The sequence below is a fragment of the Streptomyces sp. NPDC029216 genome (assembly GCF_040648015.1).
Classification (GTDB): domain Bacteria; phylum Actinomycetota; class Actinomycetes; order Streptomycetales; family Streptomycetaceae; genus Streptomyces.
In genome coordinates this window covers 39349-54621 of sequence record NZ_JBEZWL010000010.1, presented here as the reverse complement: position 1 = coordinate 54621, position 15273 = coordinate 39349, and the positions used below count along the sequence as shown (strand labels likewise).

General features: G+C 71.1%; 17 protein-coding genes. 4 read left to right on the top strand and 13 right to left on the bottom strand.

Going from position 1 to position 15273, the window contains the following annotated elements:
- Positions 1-81: 81 nt before the first annotated feature.
- The 3 genes from ispF to AB0F18_RS06525 form a co-directional block, all read right to left on the bottom strand.
- Positions 82-585 carry a 2-C-methyl-D-erythritol 2,4-cyclodiphosphate synthase gene (gene ispF / locus AB0F18_RS06535; RefSeq protein WP_362055626.1) on the bottom strand — a complete coding sequence of 168 codons (504 nt, stop codon included), beginning with the start codon at positions 583-585 and terminating at the stop codon, positions 82-84.
- Complete coding sequence (ispD, locus tag AB0F18_RS06530; RefSeq protein ID WP_362055624.1) at positions 575-1321, bottom strand: 2-C-methyl-D-erythritol 4-phosphate cytidylyltransferase; 747 nt, start codon at positions 1319-1321, stop codon at positions 575-577. Before ispD ends, ispF begins: the two co-directional genes overlap by 11 nt.
- 266 nt (positions 1322-1587) lie before the next feature.
- A complete protein-coding gene (locus tag AB0F18_RS06525) occupies positions 1588-2070 on the bottom strand; it encodes a CarD family transcriptional regulator (protein ID WP_003953493.1) in 483 nt (160 codons plus the stop codon).
- Positions 2071-2625: 555 nt separating this feature from the next.
- Between AB0F18_RS06525 and AB0F18_RS06520 the strand changes: the two genes are divergently transcribed.
- Positions 2626-3300, top strand: a complete 675-nt coding sequence (locus AB0F18_RS06520; RefSeq protein WP_362055622.1) for a DUF461 domain-containing protein — start codon at positions 2626-2628, stop codon at positions 3298-3300.
- A gap of 98 nt (positions 3301-3398) precedes the next feature.
- Here the strand turns inward: AB0F18_RS06520 and AB0F18_RS06515 are convergent, their stop codons facing one another.
- A complete protein-coding gene (locus AB0F18_RS06515) occupies positions 3399-4079 on the bottom strand; it encodes a response regulator transcription factor (RefSeq protein WP_042813788.1) in 681 nt (226 codons plus the stop codon).
- Positions 4076-5347 carry an ATP-binding protein gene (locus tag AB0F18_RS06510; RefSeq protein WP_362055620.1) on the bottom strand — a complete coding sequence of 424 codons (1272 nt, stop codon included), beginning with the start codon at positions 5345-5347 and terminating at the stop codon, positions 4076-4078. Before AB0F18_RS06510 ends, AB0F18_RS06515 begins: the two co-directional genes overlap by 4 nt.
- Before the next feature lie 210 nt (positions 5348-5557).
- Between AB0F18_RS06510 and phoU the strand changes: the two genes are divergently transcribed.
- On the top strand, positions 5558-6235 hold the full coding sequence (gene phoU, locus AB0F18_RS06505) for a phosphate signaling complex protein PhoU (protein ID WP_079429026.1): 678 nt from the start codon (positions 5558-5560) through the stop codon (positions 6233-6235).
- 108 nt (positions 6236-6343) lie between these two features.
- Positions 6344-6493 (top strand): hypothetical protein, encoded by a 150-nt coding sequence (locus AB0F18_RS06500; protein ID WP_167344738.1) that lies wholly within the window; start codon positions 6344-6346, stop codon positions 6491-6493.
- Positions 6494-6596: 103 nt separating this feature from the next.
- Here AB0F18_RS06500 and AB0F18_RS06495 read toward each other — a convergent pair whose 3' ends face one another.
- From AB0F18_RS06495 to AB0F18_RS06470, 6 genes are all read right to left on the bottom strand, one after another.
- On the bottom strand, positions 6597-7487 hold the full coding sequence (locus tag AB0F18_RS06495; RefSeq protein ID WP_362055618.1) for a helix-turn-helix transcriptional regulator: 891 nt from the start codon (positions 7485-7487) through the stop codon (positions 6597-6599).
- Positions 7488-7736: 249 nt separating this feature from the next.
- Complete coding sequence (locus tag AB0F18_RS06490; protein WP_362055616.1) at positions 7737-7937, bottom strand: hypothetical protein; 201 nt, start codon at positions 7935-7937, stop codon at positions 7737-7739.
- 141 nt (positions 7938-8078) lie between these two features.
- Positions 8079-8339 carry a hypothetical protein gene (locus AB0F18_RS06485; RefSeq protein WP_362055614.1) on the bottom strand — a complete coding sequence of 87 codons (261 nt, stop codon included), beginning with the start codon at positions 8337-8339 and terminating at the stop codon, positions 8079-8081.
- A 429-nt stretch (positions 8340-8768) separates the two neighbouring features.
- Positions 8769-9731, bottom strand: a complete 963-nt coding sequence (locus AB0F18_RS06480; RefSeq protein ID WP_362055612.1) for a DUF2637 domain-containing protein — start codon at positions 9729-9731, stop codon at positions 8769-8771.
- Positions 9724-9951 (bottom strand): hypothetical protein, encoded by a 228-nt coding sequence (locus AB0F18_RS06475; RefSeq protein ID WP_362055610.1) that lies wholly within the window; start codon positions 9949-9951, stop codon positions 9724-9726. The genes AB0F18_RS06480 and AB0F18_RS06475 overlap by 8 nt, the downstream gene beginning before the upstream one ends.
- A gap of 865 nt (positions 9952-10816) precedes the next feature.
- The gene (locus AB0F18_RS06470) at positions 10817-11578 is read right to left on the bottom strand and encodes a phosphoglyceromutase (RefSeq protein ID WP_362055608.1); all 762 of its coding nucleotides are present in this window, start codon (positions 11576-11578) and stop codon (positions 10817-10819) included.
- A 163-nt stretch (positions 11579-11741) separates the two neighbouring features.
- Here AB0F18_RS06470 and AB0F18_RS06465 point away from each other — a divergent pair, with 163 nt between their 5' ends.
- Entirely contained in the window at positions 11742-13034 is a 1293-nt protein-coding gene (locus AB0F18_RS06465; RefSeq protein ID WP_362055606.1) for an MFS transporter, read from the top strand.
- Between the two features lie 149 nt (positions 13035-13183).
- On the opposite strand, the gene AB0F18_RS06460 is transcribed toward AB0F18_RS06465, so the two are convergent.
- Both AB0F18_RS06460 and AB0F18_RS06455 read right to left on the bottom strand, forming a co-directional pair.
- Positions 13184-13552: a DUF6191 domain-containing protein gene (locus AB0F18_RS06460; RefSeq protein WP_362055604.1), complete on the bottom strand. Its 369-nt coding sequence runs from the start codon at positions 13550-13552 to the stop codon at positions 13184-13186.
- A 103-nt stretch (positions 13553-13655) separates the two neighbouring features.
- Positions 13656-15044 carry a hypothetical protein gene (locus AB0F18_RS06455; protein WP_362055602.1) on the bottom strand — a complete coding sequence of 463 codons (1389 nt, stop codon included), beginning with the start codon at positions 15042-15044 and terminating at the stop codon, positions 13656-13658.
- Between the last annotated feature and the right edge of the window lie 229 nt (positions 15045-15273).

Sequence of the window (15273 nt, the reverse complement as noted above, 5' to 3'; positions counted from 1 at the left end):
GACGCTTTGTTGCCGAAGAGGTGACATCCGTCATCGGCGGCCTGACATCCGTAACGGCCGCCTTACGGGGGTAACCGGTACTCAGTCCCGGTTCGTCCGGTACACGAGGGCGGTGGCGATGGCGGCGAGGCCTTCGGCGCGGCCGGTGAGGCCGAGTCCGTCGGTGGTGGTGCCGGAGACGGAGACGGGGGCGCCCGCCGCCGCGGCGAGCGCCTTCTGTGCTTCTTCGCGCCGCTTGCCGATCTTCGGGCGTACGCCGATCACCTGGATGGCGATGTTGCCGATCTCGAAGCCCTCGGCGCGGACGATCCGGGCCGCCTCCCCCAGGAGGGTGCGGCCGGAGGCGCCGGACCACTCGGGGCGGGAGGTGCCGAAGTGCGCGCCGAGGTCGCCGACGCCGGCGGCGGAGAAGAGGGCGTCGCAGGCGGCGTGGGCGGCGACGTCGCCGTCGGAGTGCCCGGCGAGCCCGTCCTCGCCCTCCCACAGCAGGCCGGCGCACCACAGCTCGCGCCCGGTCTCGAAGGCGTGCACGTCGGTCCCGATGCCGACGAGCGGGATCAGGGGGGCGGCGGGATCAGTACGCATCGGTGGCCCTCCTGCGGGCGAGTACGGCCTCGGCGAGGACCAGGTCGAGGGGGCGGGTGACCTTGAAGGCCTCCTCGTGGCCGGGGACGACCACGACGGTGACCCCGGTGCGCTCGACCATGCCGGCGTCGTCGGTGGCGCCCTCGCCGCTGACGGCGATGGTCTCGTGCGCGTGGAGCAGGGTCTTGAGGTCGAAGCCCTGCGGGGTCTGCACGGCGCGCAGCCGGGCGCGCTCGGGGGTGCCGAGGACGGGCTCGGGCTCGCCGGGACGGCCGGGCTCGACCTCCTTGACGGTGTCGGCCAGCGGCAGGGCGGGGACGACGGCGGGCGCGCCGTCGCGGACGGCCTCGATGACGGAGTCCACGGTGTCGACGGGGACCAGCGGGCGGGCCGCGTCGTGGATCAGTACGGAGGTGACGTCGGCCGGGAGGGCGTCGAGGCCCGCGCGCACGGACTCCTGACGGGTTTCGCCGCCGGGGACGACCAGCAGGTCGGTGCGGTCGGGCAGCGGGTGCTCGTCGAGGAGGTGGCGCACCTCGGCGGCCTCGGCGGGCGGGGCGACGACCACGACGAGGGACACCGCGCGGGAGCGGGCCATGGCGCGGACGGCGTGGACCAGCATCGGTGTCCCGCCGAGGGCCCGCAGGGCCTTGGGGGCGCCGGGGCCGAGGCGTACCCCGCGGCCGGCGGCCGGGATCACCGCGGCGGTGCGGTGGGGCCGGGATTCGTCAGACATCAGTAGCTCCGAGCCAGGTTTGTGACTTCGGCCGACATGGGTATGGCCTGAAGGGTGCCGGGTGCGACGCCCTCGCCCCTTCCGTGACGACCGGTCGAGCCGGCTGCCCGGACCCGGCACGCCAGGTGGAGGACGTGGGTGCGGCAGGTGCGGAGGCGGCGGACGTGGCCGCGGACGCAGACATGCCGCAGCGCCCGGCAACAGCCCTCTCGTGGAGGAGAGGACCTGTCATCGGGCACCGCGGCACACTGTGATCGGTTCGAGCGTCAGGACGCGAGAACCTCGTCGAGGAGGGCCTCTGCCTTGTCCTCGTTCGTGTTTTCGGCGAGCGCGAGCTCGCTCACCAGAATCTGACGCGCCTTCGCGAGCATCCGCTTCTCACCAGCGGAAAGCCCACGCTCACGCTCACGACGCCACAGGTCGCGCACCACTTCGGCGACCTTGATGACATCGCCCGAAGCGAGCTTCTCCAGATTTGCCTTGTAGCGACGGGACCAGTTCGTCGGCTCTTCTGCGTACGGTGCGCGAAGCACCTCGAAGACCCGGTCCAGCCCGTCCTGGCCGACTACGTCGCGAACGCCGACGAACTCCGCATTGTCCGCAGGCACACGAACCGTCAGGTCGCCCTGGGCGACCTTGAGCACCAAGTAGGTCTTGTCCACGCCTTTGATCTGGCGAGTTTCGATGGCCTCGATCAGCGCGGCCCCGTGATGGGGATAGACCACGGTGTCGCCAACCTTGAACGTCATGTGACAGGTACCCCTTCCGTGGCTATCCAGGGTAACACGAGAACGGACTGTTATGAATGGCGTTTTCGCAGGTCAGGGCACATCTCGGGGCTTGACAACAACGACACGAACGTGCTGCGAAAGGCTTCCGGAGGGGGGTATTCGCAGGTCGGAGGCGCTGTGCGGACCAGGCGAAACGACCACGTTACACCTGACGGACGCACCCTCCAGTGTGACGTACGTCCCGTTTTGCCGGGTTCCAGGACAGGAAACCGAAGTACTCCGTTCGACTGGCGGCCACCCGTACGGAGCGGGTTCCGGCCCAATCCGGAATTGATCACGGAGCGGCGTTCGAGGGAATGCCTGAATTCGATCACGGAGGGACCCGCCGGCGGGATAGCGGAATGCAAGATCGCCCACGCGCTCGGCACCGTCCGCACGCTGCGGAGGGTCGGGTGCGGGGGCGGGGTGGCGGCTCGGTAACCTAAGCCCGCTGACACACCCTTAGGGCGGCTTTACCTCGGCCGCTCCGAGAGCCCACCGTCCCGTCCGTACGTCCAAGGAGTTGCCGCCGCCGTGAGCCGCAGCCTTCGACGCGGCGCCCTCGCCGCTTCCGCCGTAGTGTTCTCGCTCGCCTCGCTTGCCGCGTGCGGCGCGGGCGGTGACGCGCAGACTCTCCAGATCAAGCCGGACAACGCCGCCGTCACCAAGGGCGACATCAAGGTTCAGAACGCCCTGGTGATCACCAAGGGTGACAAGGAGAAGAAGGGCCCGGCCTCCGTCTCGGCGACCCTCTTCAACGCCGGCACCAAGGACCAGACCCTGGACGCGATCACCCTGGCGGGTGGCAAGTCCAAGGTGACGCTGAAGGGCGCCGAGGGTTCCGGCAAGATCACCGTGCCCGCCGGCGGGTCCGTGGTGATCGGCGGCAAGGGCAACGCCTCCGCCGTCGTCGAGGGCGGTCGCGAGGCCGTCCAGAACGGCAACGTGCAGGAGATGACCTTCCAGCTCAGCACCGCCGGTGACGTGAAGCTGGACGCCTACGTCGTGCCGGCCGCCGGCATGTACGCGGGCTACGGCCCCACCGAGGCCCCGGCCGCCGCCGGCGCCTCCGCGGCCCCGTCCGGCTCGGCCTCCGCCACCCCGTCGGGCAGCCCTTCCGGCTCCCCGGCCGCCACGCCGTCGGGTTCCGCATCGGGCAGCCCGTCGGGCTCCCCCTCGGCCTCGGCGTCGCACGGCGCCGGTCACTGACGCGGGGCGCTGCGGAAGCACAGCGCCGCCAGGAACGAAGGAAGGGGCCCCAGCCGCATCGCGGCCGGGGCCCCTTCCCCGTTTCACTCCCGGCAGGCCTACGGCTCGAACTTGTAGCCGAGGCCGCGGACCGTGACCAGGTAGCGCGGGGCGCCCGGGTCCGGCTCGATCTTGGCGCGCAGGCGCTTGACGTGGACGTCGAGGGTCTTGGTGTCGCCGACGTAGTCCGCGCCCCACACCCGGTCGATCAGCTGCATACGGGTCAGCACGCGGCCCGCGTTGCGCAGCAGCATCTCCAGCAGGTCGAACTCCTTGAGCGGGAGGTCCACCTTGGCCCCGCCGACGGTGACCACGTGCCGGTCCACGTCCATCCGTACCGGCCCGGCCTCCAGGGCCGCCGGGGTGACCTCCTCCGGCTCGCCGCGGCGGCGCAGGACCGCGCGGATGCGGGCGACCAGCTCCCGCGAGGAGAAGGGCTTCGTGACGTAGTCGTCGGCTCCTATCTCCAGACCGACGACCTTGTCGATCTCGCTGTCCTTGGCGGTCACCATGATCACGGGAACGTTGGAGCGGCCGCGCAGCTGCCGGCAGACCTCGGTGCCCGGCAGGCCGGGCAGCATCAGGTCCAGGAGGACGAGGTCGGCGCCGTTGCGCTCGAACTCGTCGAGCCCGTCGGGCCCCGTCGCGGCGATCGCGACCTCGAAGCCTTCCTTGCGGAGCATGTAGGACAGGGCGTCGCTGAAGGATTCCTCATCCTCGACGACGAGCACTCGGGTCACGGAAGGACCTCCGGGGAGGGGACGGCTGGTTCTGGGTCAAGCAGGGGTCGGGCGGGTTCGGGGGTCGTGGCCGGCGCCGCCGCCGCGGTGTCCGGGGCGGGCGCCGGGGCCGGGGCGGCCGCCTCGGGGAGCTTCAGGGTGAACGTGGAACCCTGGCCCTCGGAGCTCCACACCGACACCTCCCCGCCGTGCGAGGCCGCCACGTGCTTCACGATCGCGAGGCCCAGTCCGGTTCCGCCGGTCGCGCGGGAGCGGGCCGGGTCCACCCGGTAGAAGCGCTCGAAGATGCGCTCGCGGTCCTTCTCCGGGATCCCGATGCCCTGGTCGGTCACGGCGATCTCGATCAGGTCCCCGCCGGGCGCCGTCACCCTGCGGGCGGCGATGCCCACGCGGGTGCGGGCCGGGCTGTAGTTGACGGCGTTCTCCACCAGGTTCCCCAGGGCCGCGGCCAGCTGGCCCCGGTTGCCCCAGACGCGCAGGTCGGCGGTGCCGCCGGCGGCCATGGTGATCTGCTTGGAGGTGGCCGTGTGGCGGCAGCGGTCGATGGCCTCCGCCACCAGCGTGTCCACCCGTATGGGCTCGGCGTCCTCCAGCGGGTCGTCGTTCTGCACCCGGGAGAGGTCGATGAGCTCCTGTACGAGGTTGATCAGGCGGGTGGCCTCGATCTGCATGCGGCCCGCGAAGCGGCTGACCGCCTCGGGATCGTCCGCGGCGTCCATCACCGCCTCGGAGAGCAGAGAGATCGCTCCGACCGGGGTCTTCAGCTCGTGCGACACGTTCGCGACGAAGTCGCGGCGCACCGCTTCGATGCGGCGGGCCTCGGTGAGGTCCTCGACCAGCAGGAGCACCAGCCGGGAGCCCAGCGGGGCGACCCGGGCGGAGACCGCGAGGGCCTCGCCGCGGCCGGTGCCGCGCCGGGGCAGGTCGAGCTCGATCTGGCGTATCTCGCCGTCACGGCGGGTGTCACGGGCCATGTGGAGCATGGGCTCCACGGCGAGCTTCCCGCCCCGGACCAGGCCCAGGGCGTACGCCGCCGAGCTGGCCTTGACCACCGCGTCGCCCTCGTCGAGGACGACGGCGGAGGAGCGGAGTACGGAGAGCACCGTGTCCACGCCGGGCGGGAGCACCGCGTTGATGTCGGGGCGCATGGAGCTCCTCGTGGGGCGGGCTTGGTCGCGCTCGCTCCAGCGGAACGCCAGCATGGCGATGACACCGGTGCAGAGACCGGCGATCGCCGCAGCTGCGGCGACCGCCGCGTTCACGTCCATGTGTCCAGGTTAAGCAGCCGCTACGACACTTCCACAGCCGTTCGGGTGGCAGCTCGAACAGTCGTCGCCCAGAGTTCACCCTGGCGACGGTGTTGATTCATTTGTGATGCCGGAGTCGGACGCGTTGGCGGCCGAACGTGTCAACGTGGGGCACGACGGACCACGCCGCAGCAGTAGCGAGTAGTAGGCAAGCAGGCAGGAGAAGGACACATGCGCGACGCGTACCACGAGGAACTGGACTCGATCGGAGAGAGCCTGGTCGAGATGGCCCGGCTCGTCGGTTCCGCGATCGGGCGGGCCACGACCTCCATGCTGGACGCCGACCTGAAGCTCGCCGAGAGCGTCATCGCGGCCGACCAGAAGGTCGACGACCTCCAGCACGACCTGGAGGCGCGCGCCATCGCCCTGCTGGCCCGCCAGCAGCCGGTCGCGACCGACCTGCGCATCGTCGTCACCTCGCTGCGCATGAGCGCGGACCTGGAGCGCTCCGGCGACCTGGCGCAGCACGTGGCGAAGCTGGCCCGGCTGCGCTTCCCGGACCGTGCGGTGCCGCGGGACCTGCACGCCACGATCCTGGAGATGGGACAGCTGGCGCAGCGCCTGATGGCGAAGGCGGCCGAGGTCATCATCACGAAGGACGTCGACCTGGCGCTCCAGCTGGAGCAGGACGACGACGAGATGGACCAGCTGCACCGCACCCTCTTCCAGCACCTGATGGACGACCGCTGGAAGCACGGCATCGAGACGGCCGTCGACGTCACCCTGCTGGGCCGCTACTACGAGCGGTTCGCCGACCACGCGGTGTCGGTGGCCAAGCGCGTCGTCTACCTGGTGACGGGTGAGCACGCGGACGAGCTGCAGCAGCCGACGCAGGTGGAAGGCATCTGAGCGGGGGGGCGCTCCGCGCCCCAATGCGCCGTTGACGCGCCGGTGTGGCTGGGCATGAATGAGGCGAAGGCACTACGACGTCCCGTACGCCGCCTGCGAGGAGGATTCATGCCCGATTCCCCCGTCCCCATCACCCCGGAGCAGGAGCAGCCGCCCCGTCCGGAGCCCCTGCGCCTCCCTCTGCTCGCGGCCTGCGGCTGCGGCTCCGGCTGCGGCTGCGGCTGCCAGTCCGGAGCCCCCTGCCAGTGCGGGGGCTGACGGCCACCGCCACCCGCGCAGCCCGGAGGGCCCCGTCCGGAGAACCGGACGGGGCCCTTGCGCGTACGGTTTCACACCGCGAGCACTGGGGGACGGGAAGCGATCACCGGTTCTGCGTGATCCCAAGCCTCACCGCCGGCGCTCCCTGGAACGCCTTGATGATGTCGTTGATGAAGTGCCGCGTGTCCTCGGGGTTGAGCGCCTGCGCCTGGAGGTGGTCGTACATGATGTGGTACGGGTACCGGTCGGTGTACTTCTCCAGGTAGAGATCGCTGGTGAAGCGTTCCAGGTAGACGACTCCCCCGTCGGACTCGGGAAACCCGAGGATGGAGAACTGTCCCAGGAGGCCGGCGTGGGCTCCGGCGCTGTGGGGGAGGACCTGCACGGTGATGTGCGGTTGGGCGCTGAGGGTGTTCAGGTGCTCCAGCTGTTGGCGCATGATCTCGCGGTCGCCGACCGTCCGGTGCAGTGCGGATTCGTCCAGGACCGCCCATAAGCGGAAGGGGCGGGCGGGGTGGTGCGCCCGGTGTTGGCGCCGCAGCCGCACCTCCAGGCTGACGGCGGCCTGTTCGTCCGTGATGCGGGGGACCGTTTCGGCGATGAGGGCGGCCGCGTACGCACGGGTCTGCAGCAGGCCGGGGATGACCAGCGGCTCGTAGGTGTGGATGGAGGAGGCCCCCGTCTCCAGCCCGATGTAGACGCCGTAGGGGACGTCGCCGCAGGAGACCCACCATCCCTGCTGCCCCGATTCCCTCGCCGTCCGCATCAGCGAGTCGACGACGTCCTGGTCGGAGACTCCGTAGAGTCGGCACAGATCGCGCACGTCCCGCGGATTGATGGGGCGGCGACCGGTCTCGATGAGGCTGATCTTGGATTGGGACACCAGCAGATGTCCCGCCGCCTGCGTCGACGTCATACCTGCCGCCTTGCGGAGCTGCCGGAGCTCGGCGCCCAGGCGACGCCTCCTGACCGTGGGATGTCCGTTCCCCGCCATGGGCGGTGTACCTCCAGCTCCTGAGCTCGCGCAGGCTACGCGCCCCACGGCCGACTTCGACAGAACGCATTGTGCATACGCGGCCGAATATGCCGGGCACCCGCATGGCGAGCACCACCTGTTCGGCCCAACGCGCAGGGCCGGACGTCCGTTTGCGGCCCGTAACGGCCGACCAGGCCGTTTATGTACGCATTCGTTCCGTGTTGCCGGAGACCGGCGGCAGGGCCGCGGGGCCGGTTCAGGGCTCGGTCAGGGGGTACCGGTGATCCATCGCCGGAGGGCCGCGTAGGTGGTGTCGTCGACCATGGAGAGCACGTCGATGGCGTGCAGGTCGCCGGCGCGCGGCGCGATGCCTGCGACGGTCAGGCACGCGTGCAGGTCGAGGCGTCGGCTGCCGGCGGTGTCCGGGACGCCCGGCCGGCGGTCCGGGGCGGGGAGCGGGCCGGACAAGGGGGTGGGGGGAACTTGGGCCTCGGCTTCCTCGGCGTACCCCCGTAAGCCGGGGAACCGGTAGGGGTCGGCCTGCCACGCGTTCATGCGATCTCCTGCGGACCCGTCACCAGCCGGATGCCCCCCGCTCGGCCGCGGGGCTCACGGCTTCCGGCCTTCCAGGGCGCGGGCGCCGGCGGCGACGACCTCGGCGAGCCGGTTGGCGAAGTCGACGCCGCACCCGCCGAGCCGGACGAAGCCCCGGCAGCCCAGCGGCCCGTCGTTGCACAGCGAGGGAAGGGTCAGACCGGCGAGCGCGAGCGCGGCCCGAAGGTTCGTGACGGCTTCCTCACCGGCCTGGTACGCCGCGTCCTGGCGCCGCTTGTACCGGATGCGCTCGGCGTGGGTGAGCTCGTGGGTCATGGTGTCGCCCTCTCGGTCTGGGTGGAGTGGATGGAGCGCGTCGCGGACGCGGCCGGCCGGGGGTCCCTGGGGGTGGTGCGGGCCCCCCGGAGCCGGGGCGCGGCTGGTCAGCGCGGGAGACCCGTAGGACTGAGACTGTGCACACCCCGTGACCTACGGGCTTTGATCTTCGTTCCTGAGATGCACGTGATCACGTTGGTTGAAGTCCGGGAAGGCCCGAGGTGTCCGAGAAGTTAGCGACGCTCGACAGCATCGCGTCGAGTCGCGGCGACGCCGCGCTCCGCGGAGTTGCCGCCGCGGACTCCCCCGCCACCGCTCCGCCCCGGGCGCGCACCGGTCAGCCGCAGGACCCCTTGCCCGTCCCCTTCTTCGTCCTCGGGTTCTTCGTCCTCGGGCCGAGCGGACCCGGCCGGCCCCGTGCCCGGACCCTCATGCTCCGTAGCGGAACCGGTATCCGCTGGAGGCGCGGAGTGAGTCCCTCCGGTCCCTCATCGAGTAGTCGGGGAGCGGGGCGTCCGGGCCGCCCGCCGTGGCCGGCGGCCGGAGCTGGGGGGACCGGCGGTTGCGGTGCCGTGGGGCGGGTTGCCTCGGCGGGCGCGTCAGGGTGATCTGCCGGACGAGTTGCTGGAAGCAGGCCAGCGCGGCGATGGGCGGAAGGGTGGCCGCCGCCTGCGCGGCGAGCGTTCTCGGGGCCTGGGCCACGCAGAGCAGTGTGGCCAGGGTGGAGAACAGCAGGACGATCGACCAGGAGTGCACGGCCCGGCGTTGGTACAGGGCGGCCCGCAGGATGGACAGGGAGGCGACCATCCAGGGCCCGTAGATCAGCAGGGGCCACCAGCTGGCCACGTCGTGCGCGGTCCGCGGTCCGGCGCTGTGGCGCAGTGCCTCACAGATGGCCAGGCCGCTGAACATGCTGACCACGGCGGCGATGACGGCGACCAGGACGGCGGTGCAGAGGCTTCCGGTGCGCAGCAGGGCCACCACCGGCGCCTTCGCCGGGCTCCCCCGACGGTGCCCGCCCGGACCCGGTGTGCGGGGCCGTTGGCCGGCCCCCGGTGAGAGCCCCCCGCCGTCCAGGCCGGAGGACAGGCCCGAGGTGAAGCCGGAGGACAGGCCCGAGGTGAAGCCGGCGGACAGCCCGGAGGCGAGGCCGGCGCCGCTGACCGTCTCACCGGTTTCGCCGAAGGCGACCGGGTCGGCCGGCTCTGCCCGGCTCGGCGCCATGGCCTCCTGGCAGAGATAGGCCAGCTCCTCCGACGGATCCCAGGGGGCCATCGCCTCACCCAGACCGAAGAGCGGCCGGCCGTAGGCGGTGTGCTGTTCCTGGTCCGACTCCGGCAGGAACGCGGTGGGCTCCGGGCGCGGGGCGTAATGGCCGTACTGTTCATTCACGGAACATCTGCCCGGAGCGCTCGGCGACCGACGTCTTGAGCGGCGCGGCCTCGTGGAACCTTCGGTTGAACTCGTTCTGGATCCGGTACACCACGTCCAGGAAGTCCTCGAAGATCGAGGACGAGTAGTGGAGGTCGACCTCCAGCCCCTCGTGCTGAAGGGTCGCGCCCTTCTCCAGGGCCGAGCCCGGCGAGACGGGCGTGTACGTCCATTTCCCCACCTTTGCGGCCCGGGTTTGACCGTCCCGCACGTCGCTCTGTGCGCCCCTCGGGAACATTGCTGTGTGCTTTGCACTTGTCATAGTCCACCCAACGCTCCGGATACCGGCGAGGGTGTGCTCCGTCCAGGTGACGCTGGCGAAGTAAAGGAGCGTTGACCGGTGTCTTTTATCGGTTCTACGCTCACCGGCAAACCTGTCGGGCCACCGGTCCGCACCCGGTTGGCACGGCGATCCTTCCAGCTCGAAGCGGGGAAGACGGCGCCCGATCGGTTCGATCGGGCTCGATCGGATCGCGCGTCCACGACAGGCGCCCCCGCCCGCTGCGGTCACATCATCGGACGGCCGGGCGACGCCGCGCACTGAGCCGCACCACGGCGCTCACACCCTCCCGCGCGCCCCCGAATCGGGGAAGGCGCGTACGCCGCCGGCTCGCCGTCGGGCACAGCCGGGGCCGCGTGGCGGCAAACGGCTGACGCAGCGCAACTCGGCATATGCCGAGACGTTATGACGAGATGTCGCCGGGAGCCCGAAGCGCGCTCCCCCTGATCACCTCCACCGGAGAGGACCCGCAGTGACAGACACCCTCGTGTGGTTCGCACTGATCTGCTCTGTGCTGGGTACGGGCGTCACCGCCTGGACCTCGTCGGGCGTTGGCCGCATACACCACTTGGACGCCCTCGAACTGCGGCGCCAGCAACGCTTCGGGCATGTCCTGTCCCGGCACGTCGAGGCGACGAGACCTCCACGGATGACCGTGCCCGCGGCGCCCGCCCCCGCGGCCTGCACCGAATGCGGCGCTCGGACCGCACACGAAAACACCTCCCACCCGCGCCGTACGCGCAGGTGGGAGGCGTGATCACAAAAGTTACTTCTTCTTGCCCTGGTTCTTGACGGCCTCAATGGCGGCCGCGGCGGCGTCCGGGTCGAGGTAGGTGCCGCCCGGGGTGAGGGGCTTGAAGTCGGCGTCGAGCTCGTAGGAGAGCGGGATGCCGGTGGGGATGTTCAGGCCCGCGATGTCGGCGTCGGAGATGCCGTCGAGGTGCTTGACCAGGGCGCGCAGGGAGTTGCCGTGAGCGGCGACCAGGACGGTGTGGCCGTCGAGGAGGTCCGGGACGATCGAGTCGTACCAGTACGGGAGCATGCGGACGACGACGTCCTTGAGGCACTCCGTGCGCGGGCGCAGCTCCGGCGGGATCGAGGCGTAGCGCGGGTCCGCGGACTGGGAGAACTCGGTGCCGTCCTCAAGGGCCGGCGGCGGGGTGTCGTACGAGCGGCGCCACAGCATGAACTGCTCCTCGCCGAACTCGGCGAGCGTCTGGGCCTTGTCCTTGCCCTGGAGGGCGCCGTAGTGGCGCTCGTTCAGGCGCCACGAGCGGTGGACGGGGATCCAGTGGCGGTCGGCGGCCTCCAGGGCCAGCTGCGCGGTGCGGATGGCGCGCTTCTGGAGGGAGGTGTGCACGACGTCGGGGAGCAGGCCGGCGTCCTTGAGCAGCTCACCGCCGCGGACCGCCTCCTTCTCGCCCTTCTCGTTGAGGTTGACGTCCACCCAGCCGGTGAACAGGTTCTTCGCGTTCCATTCGCTCTCGCCGTGGCGGAGGAGGATCAGCTTGTACGGTGCGTCGGCCATGCGTACGAGCCTAGTGGACGCGCCGGGCCGCCCGCGCGCGGTCCGGGCGCGGTCAGGGGCGCCGTCCGATTGACGCCCGGCGTCAATTGAGTGGCGGGCGGCGGGGCCCTCTCGTAACGTGCCGGGCGGATCAGTGACGCTTACATCGCCCGGGGGAATCCTTATGTCCGTTGCCCGTCTGAGTCGGTCGGCCCGGGAGAGCGTGTCGGGTCTGCCGCGCGCGTTCTGGTGGTTGTGGGCGAGCACGCTGGTGAACCGGCTCGGGGCCTTCGTCGCCACCTTCATGGCCTTGTACCTGACCCTGGAGCGGGGCTATTCGGCCTCCTTCGCGGGACTGGTGGCCGCCCTGCACGGGCTGGGCGGGGTGCTCTCGTCGCTGGGGGCGGGGGTGATGGCCGACCGGCTGGGCCGGCGGCCGACGATGCTGGCGGCGCAGGCCTCGACGGCCGGCGCGGTGGCGCTGCTGGGATTCATGGAGCACCCGGCGGCGATCGCGGCGGTGGCGCTGCTGGTCGGGATGACCTCGAACGCGTCGCGGCCCGCGGTCCAGGCGATGATGGCGGACATCGTCCGGCCGGAGGACCGGGTACGGGCCTTCGCCCTGAACTACTGGGCCATCAACCTGGGCTTCGCGGTCAGCTCGCTGGTGGCGGGGCTGGTCGCCGAGTACAGCTACCTGGCCGGGTTCCTGGGCGAGGCGGCGCTGACACTGCTGTGCGCGGTGCTGGTGTTCGTGAAGCTGCCGGAATCGCGGCCGGAGCCGGGCGCGGGGGGCTCGGTGGCGGAGGCGGAGGCCGAGGTCGGGCTGGGGACCGTGCTGCGGGACGGGCGGTTCATGGGGGTCGTGGGGCTGTCGTTCCTGATCTCGCTGATCTTCACGCAGGGCTCGGTGGGGCTGCCGGTGGCGATGGGCGCGGCCGGGTTCTCGCCCGGGGACTACGGGCTGGTCATCGCGGCGAACGGGGTGCTGATCGTGGTCCTGCAGCTGCCGGTGACGCGGTTCATCGAGCACCGGGACCCGCGGCGGCTGCTGGTGGTGTCGGCGCTGCTGGCCGGGTACGGGTTCGCGATGACGGCGTTCGCGGGGCCGCTGTGGGCGTACGCGCTGACGGTGTGCGTGTGGACGCTGGCGGAGATCGTGAACTCGCCGACGCAGATGGGGCTGGTGGTGCGGCTGTCGCCGGTGCACGGGCGGGGGCGGTACCAGGGGATGTACTCGATGTCGTGGGCGGTGGCGTCGTTGGTGGCTCCGCTGATGGCGGGGTTCGTGATCGACCGGTGGGGGGCCGGGTGGCTCTGGGGGGCTACGGGTGCGCTGGGGAGCCTGGCGGCGGTGGGGTACTGGGTCCTGATGCGGGGGCTCCCGGTGGGGGCGGGGGCCGCCGCCGCGTCCGGCGCGGGGGCGGTGTCCGACTCCGCCGCGCCGGCCCCGGCGGCTGCCCCGGCTGAGGCGTAGCCACCGGCTGCGGGCGCGTACCGCTGCACGGAGCCGTCTCCCCGCCCCGCCCTTCCACCGTTCCCACCTCAGACGCCGGCGCGGCTGAAAGACCCTGGGGCTCCGCCACTGCGACTCGTGACTTCCTGCCCCGAGCGTCGCTCCCCAGCTCAGGCTGACCGGCCACTTCGGTGGATCCGGGCGGTGCCCGCGTCGAGATCGATCCCTGTCTTCTTGGGAGCGCCGTCTTGCTCGTCATCCCGTAGAACCAGCGCGATGCGGCGTTGTTCCAGCTGGACCCGCTTGCTCGGATAGATCAGGGCATGGAGTTCTTCGGTGGCGGTCGCACCCACACCTCTGCTTCCGAACTCGCGTTCCGCCAAACGGCCGGGGAGCCAACCCCGCTGCTGACCCTGCCGAACCGCCTTCCGCAACAACGCCAGCAGGAACAGCGGTATCACGATGACGAGTACGACGAGCGGGCTTGTGAGTAAGCGCAGCATGCGCTGACAACGCACGGCGTGACCCAGGCGTTCCACCCGAGAGATCATTTGTCAGACAGGACCTGGTGCCGTGACCGGAAAGGTTCACCGGATCGCGGCGCCCGGCACGGCACTAGCCAGGCCGGGCGCCGGAGGGCCGTCAGCCGGTGCACCCCTGGACCGCCCCGGCCGGGCTGCAGTTGTTCGGCTGGTTGTCGCGGACGGTATCGCCGTTCAGGGCGAGGACGCCGGACGCCTTGAAGATGCCACCGCCGTCGCCCGCCCGGTTGTGGGTGATGGTGTTCTCCTCCAGGGTGGTGGTGCCCAGCCCTGTGGCGCCGCTGGCGTGGTAGAGGCCGCCACCCTGCGCGGTGCCGTCCTTGGCGGTGACCGTGTTGTGCCGGACCTCGTTGCGCTTGGCTGTCAGGGTGCCGCCGTCGGGGTTGTCGATGCCGCCGCCCTGAGCCGTGCCGCCCGGTGCCTTGACGCTGTTGGCGATGATGCGGCTGTCGGTCAGGTCCAGCGTGCCGAAGGGGCCCACGCGGACGCCGCCACCGCGCGCCGTGCCCTTCTCGGCGACAGCCCGGTTCTCGCTGATCTTCACACCGCTCACGGTCATCAGGGCGTTGTTCGCGATGCCGCCGCCCTGGGCGAAACCGTGCGGAGCGTCCGAGGTGTTGTCCTTGATGGCGCCGCCGGTGATGGTCATTCGGCCGGGCGCCGGGATGCCGTTGGAGACGGCGGCGCGCGCGAACCCGCCCGGGGCGAAGGAACGGTTCTTGCTGACGAGCGTGTTCTCGACGGTGGTCTCCGCGAAGCTGATGATGCCAGCCCCGAAGGCGAAGCTCTGAGTGTCCTTGGTGACGGTCGCGGTGTTCCCGGTCAGCTCGCAGTCCGTGACCGTGAGCGGACCGTCGTTGGCGATCGCGGCGCCCGCGGCGCCGCCGCCGAGGTCACTGCCGCTGTAAATAACGTGGTTTCCGGTCACCTCGGTCTCGCTCAGGCTTCCGGTGCCCGGGTTGTCGATGCCGCCGCCCTGGGCGAACACGTCGGACTTGGACGTGTTGCCGGTGATCTTGCTGCGGGTCACCTTCATCGTCCCGGTGTTGGAGATGCCGCCGCCGCAGGCCAGGCCAGGGGGGTCGGGGAAAGCAGGGCAGTCCGCGGCGAAGCCGCCGCTGATCGTCGTTCGGGTGAGGGTGAGGTTTCCCGTCGGGCCGACGAAGATGATCCGGAACTTCGGCACGTCGTTCCCGCGGTCATCCCGCTTGATCGTGGCCCCCTGCCCGTCGATGGTGATCTCGCTGGTGATCACCGGCAGCCCGTTGCCGGGGTTCACGGGGTCCGCCGCCGTCAGCTTGTACGTGCACTTGTGCGCCAGCCGGAGCGTGTCGGGTCCCGGTGAGCTGTTCGCGGCGTTGATCGCCGCGAGGAGGTCCGGCACCGAGCAGCGAACCTCCACCGGGGCGGCGTGAGCGGCCGGGGCCGGGACGGCCACCAGCGCGCCCGCCATGAGGCCGAGGACGGCCGGGACATGCCGACGAGACATCGGGACTCCTTCGTCTGGGGTGTACGGCCGGCGGTCAGGGGACCGCGACCAGCCGAGCCCAGCCGACCACGCGCCGCCGCCGTCGGCTCCCCGGTGTGATCCGTATGGGCGGGAGGACGGCCCGTACGGAGCACGAAGGCGCGCGAACGGCCTCCGCTCTTCGACGTCACGTCCGCCCCAGGGCTACACGTCGGCGGTGCCGCTGACCGCTCGGGAGCCCGGGCCGGTA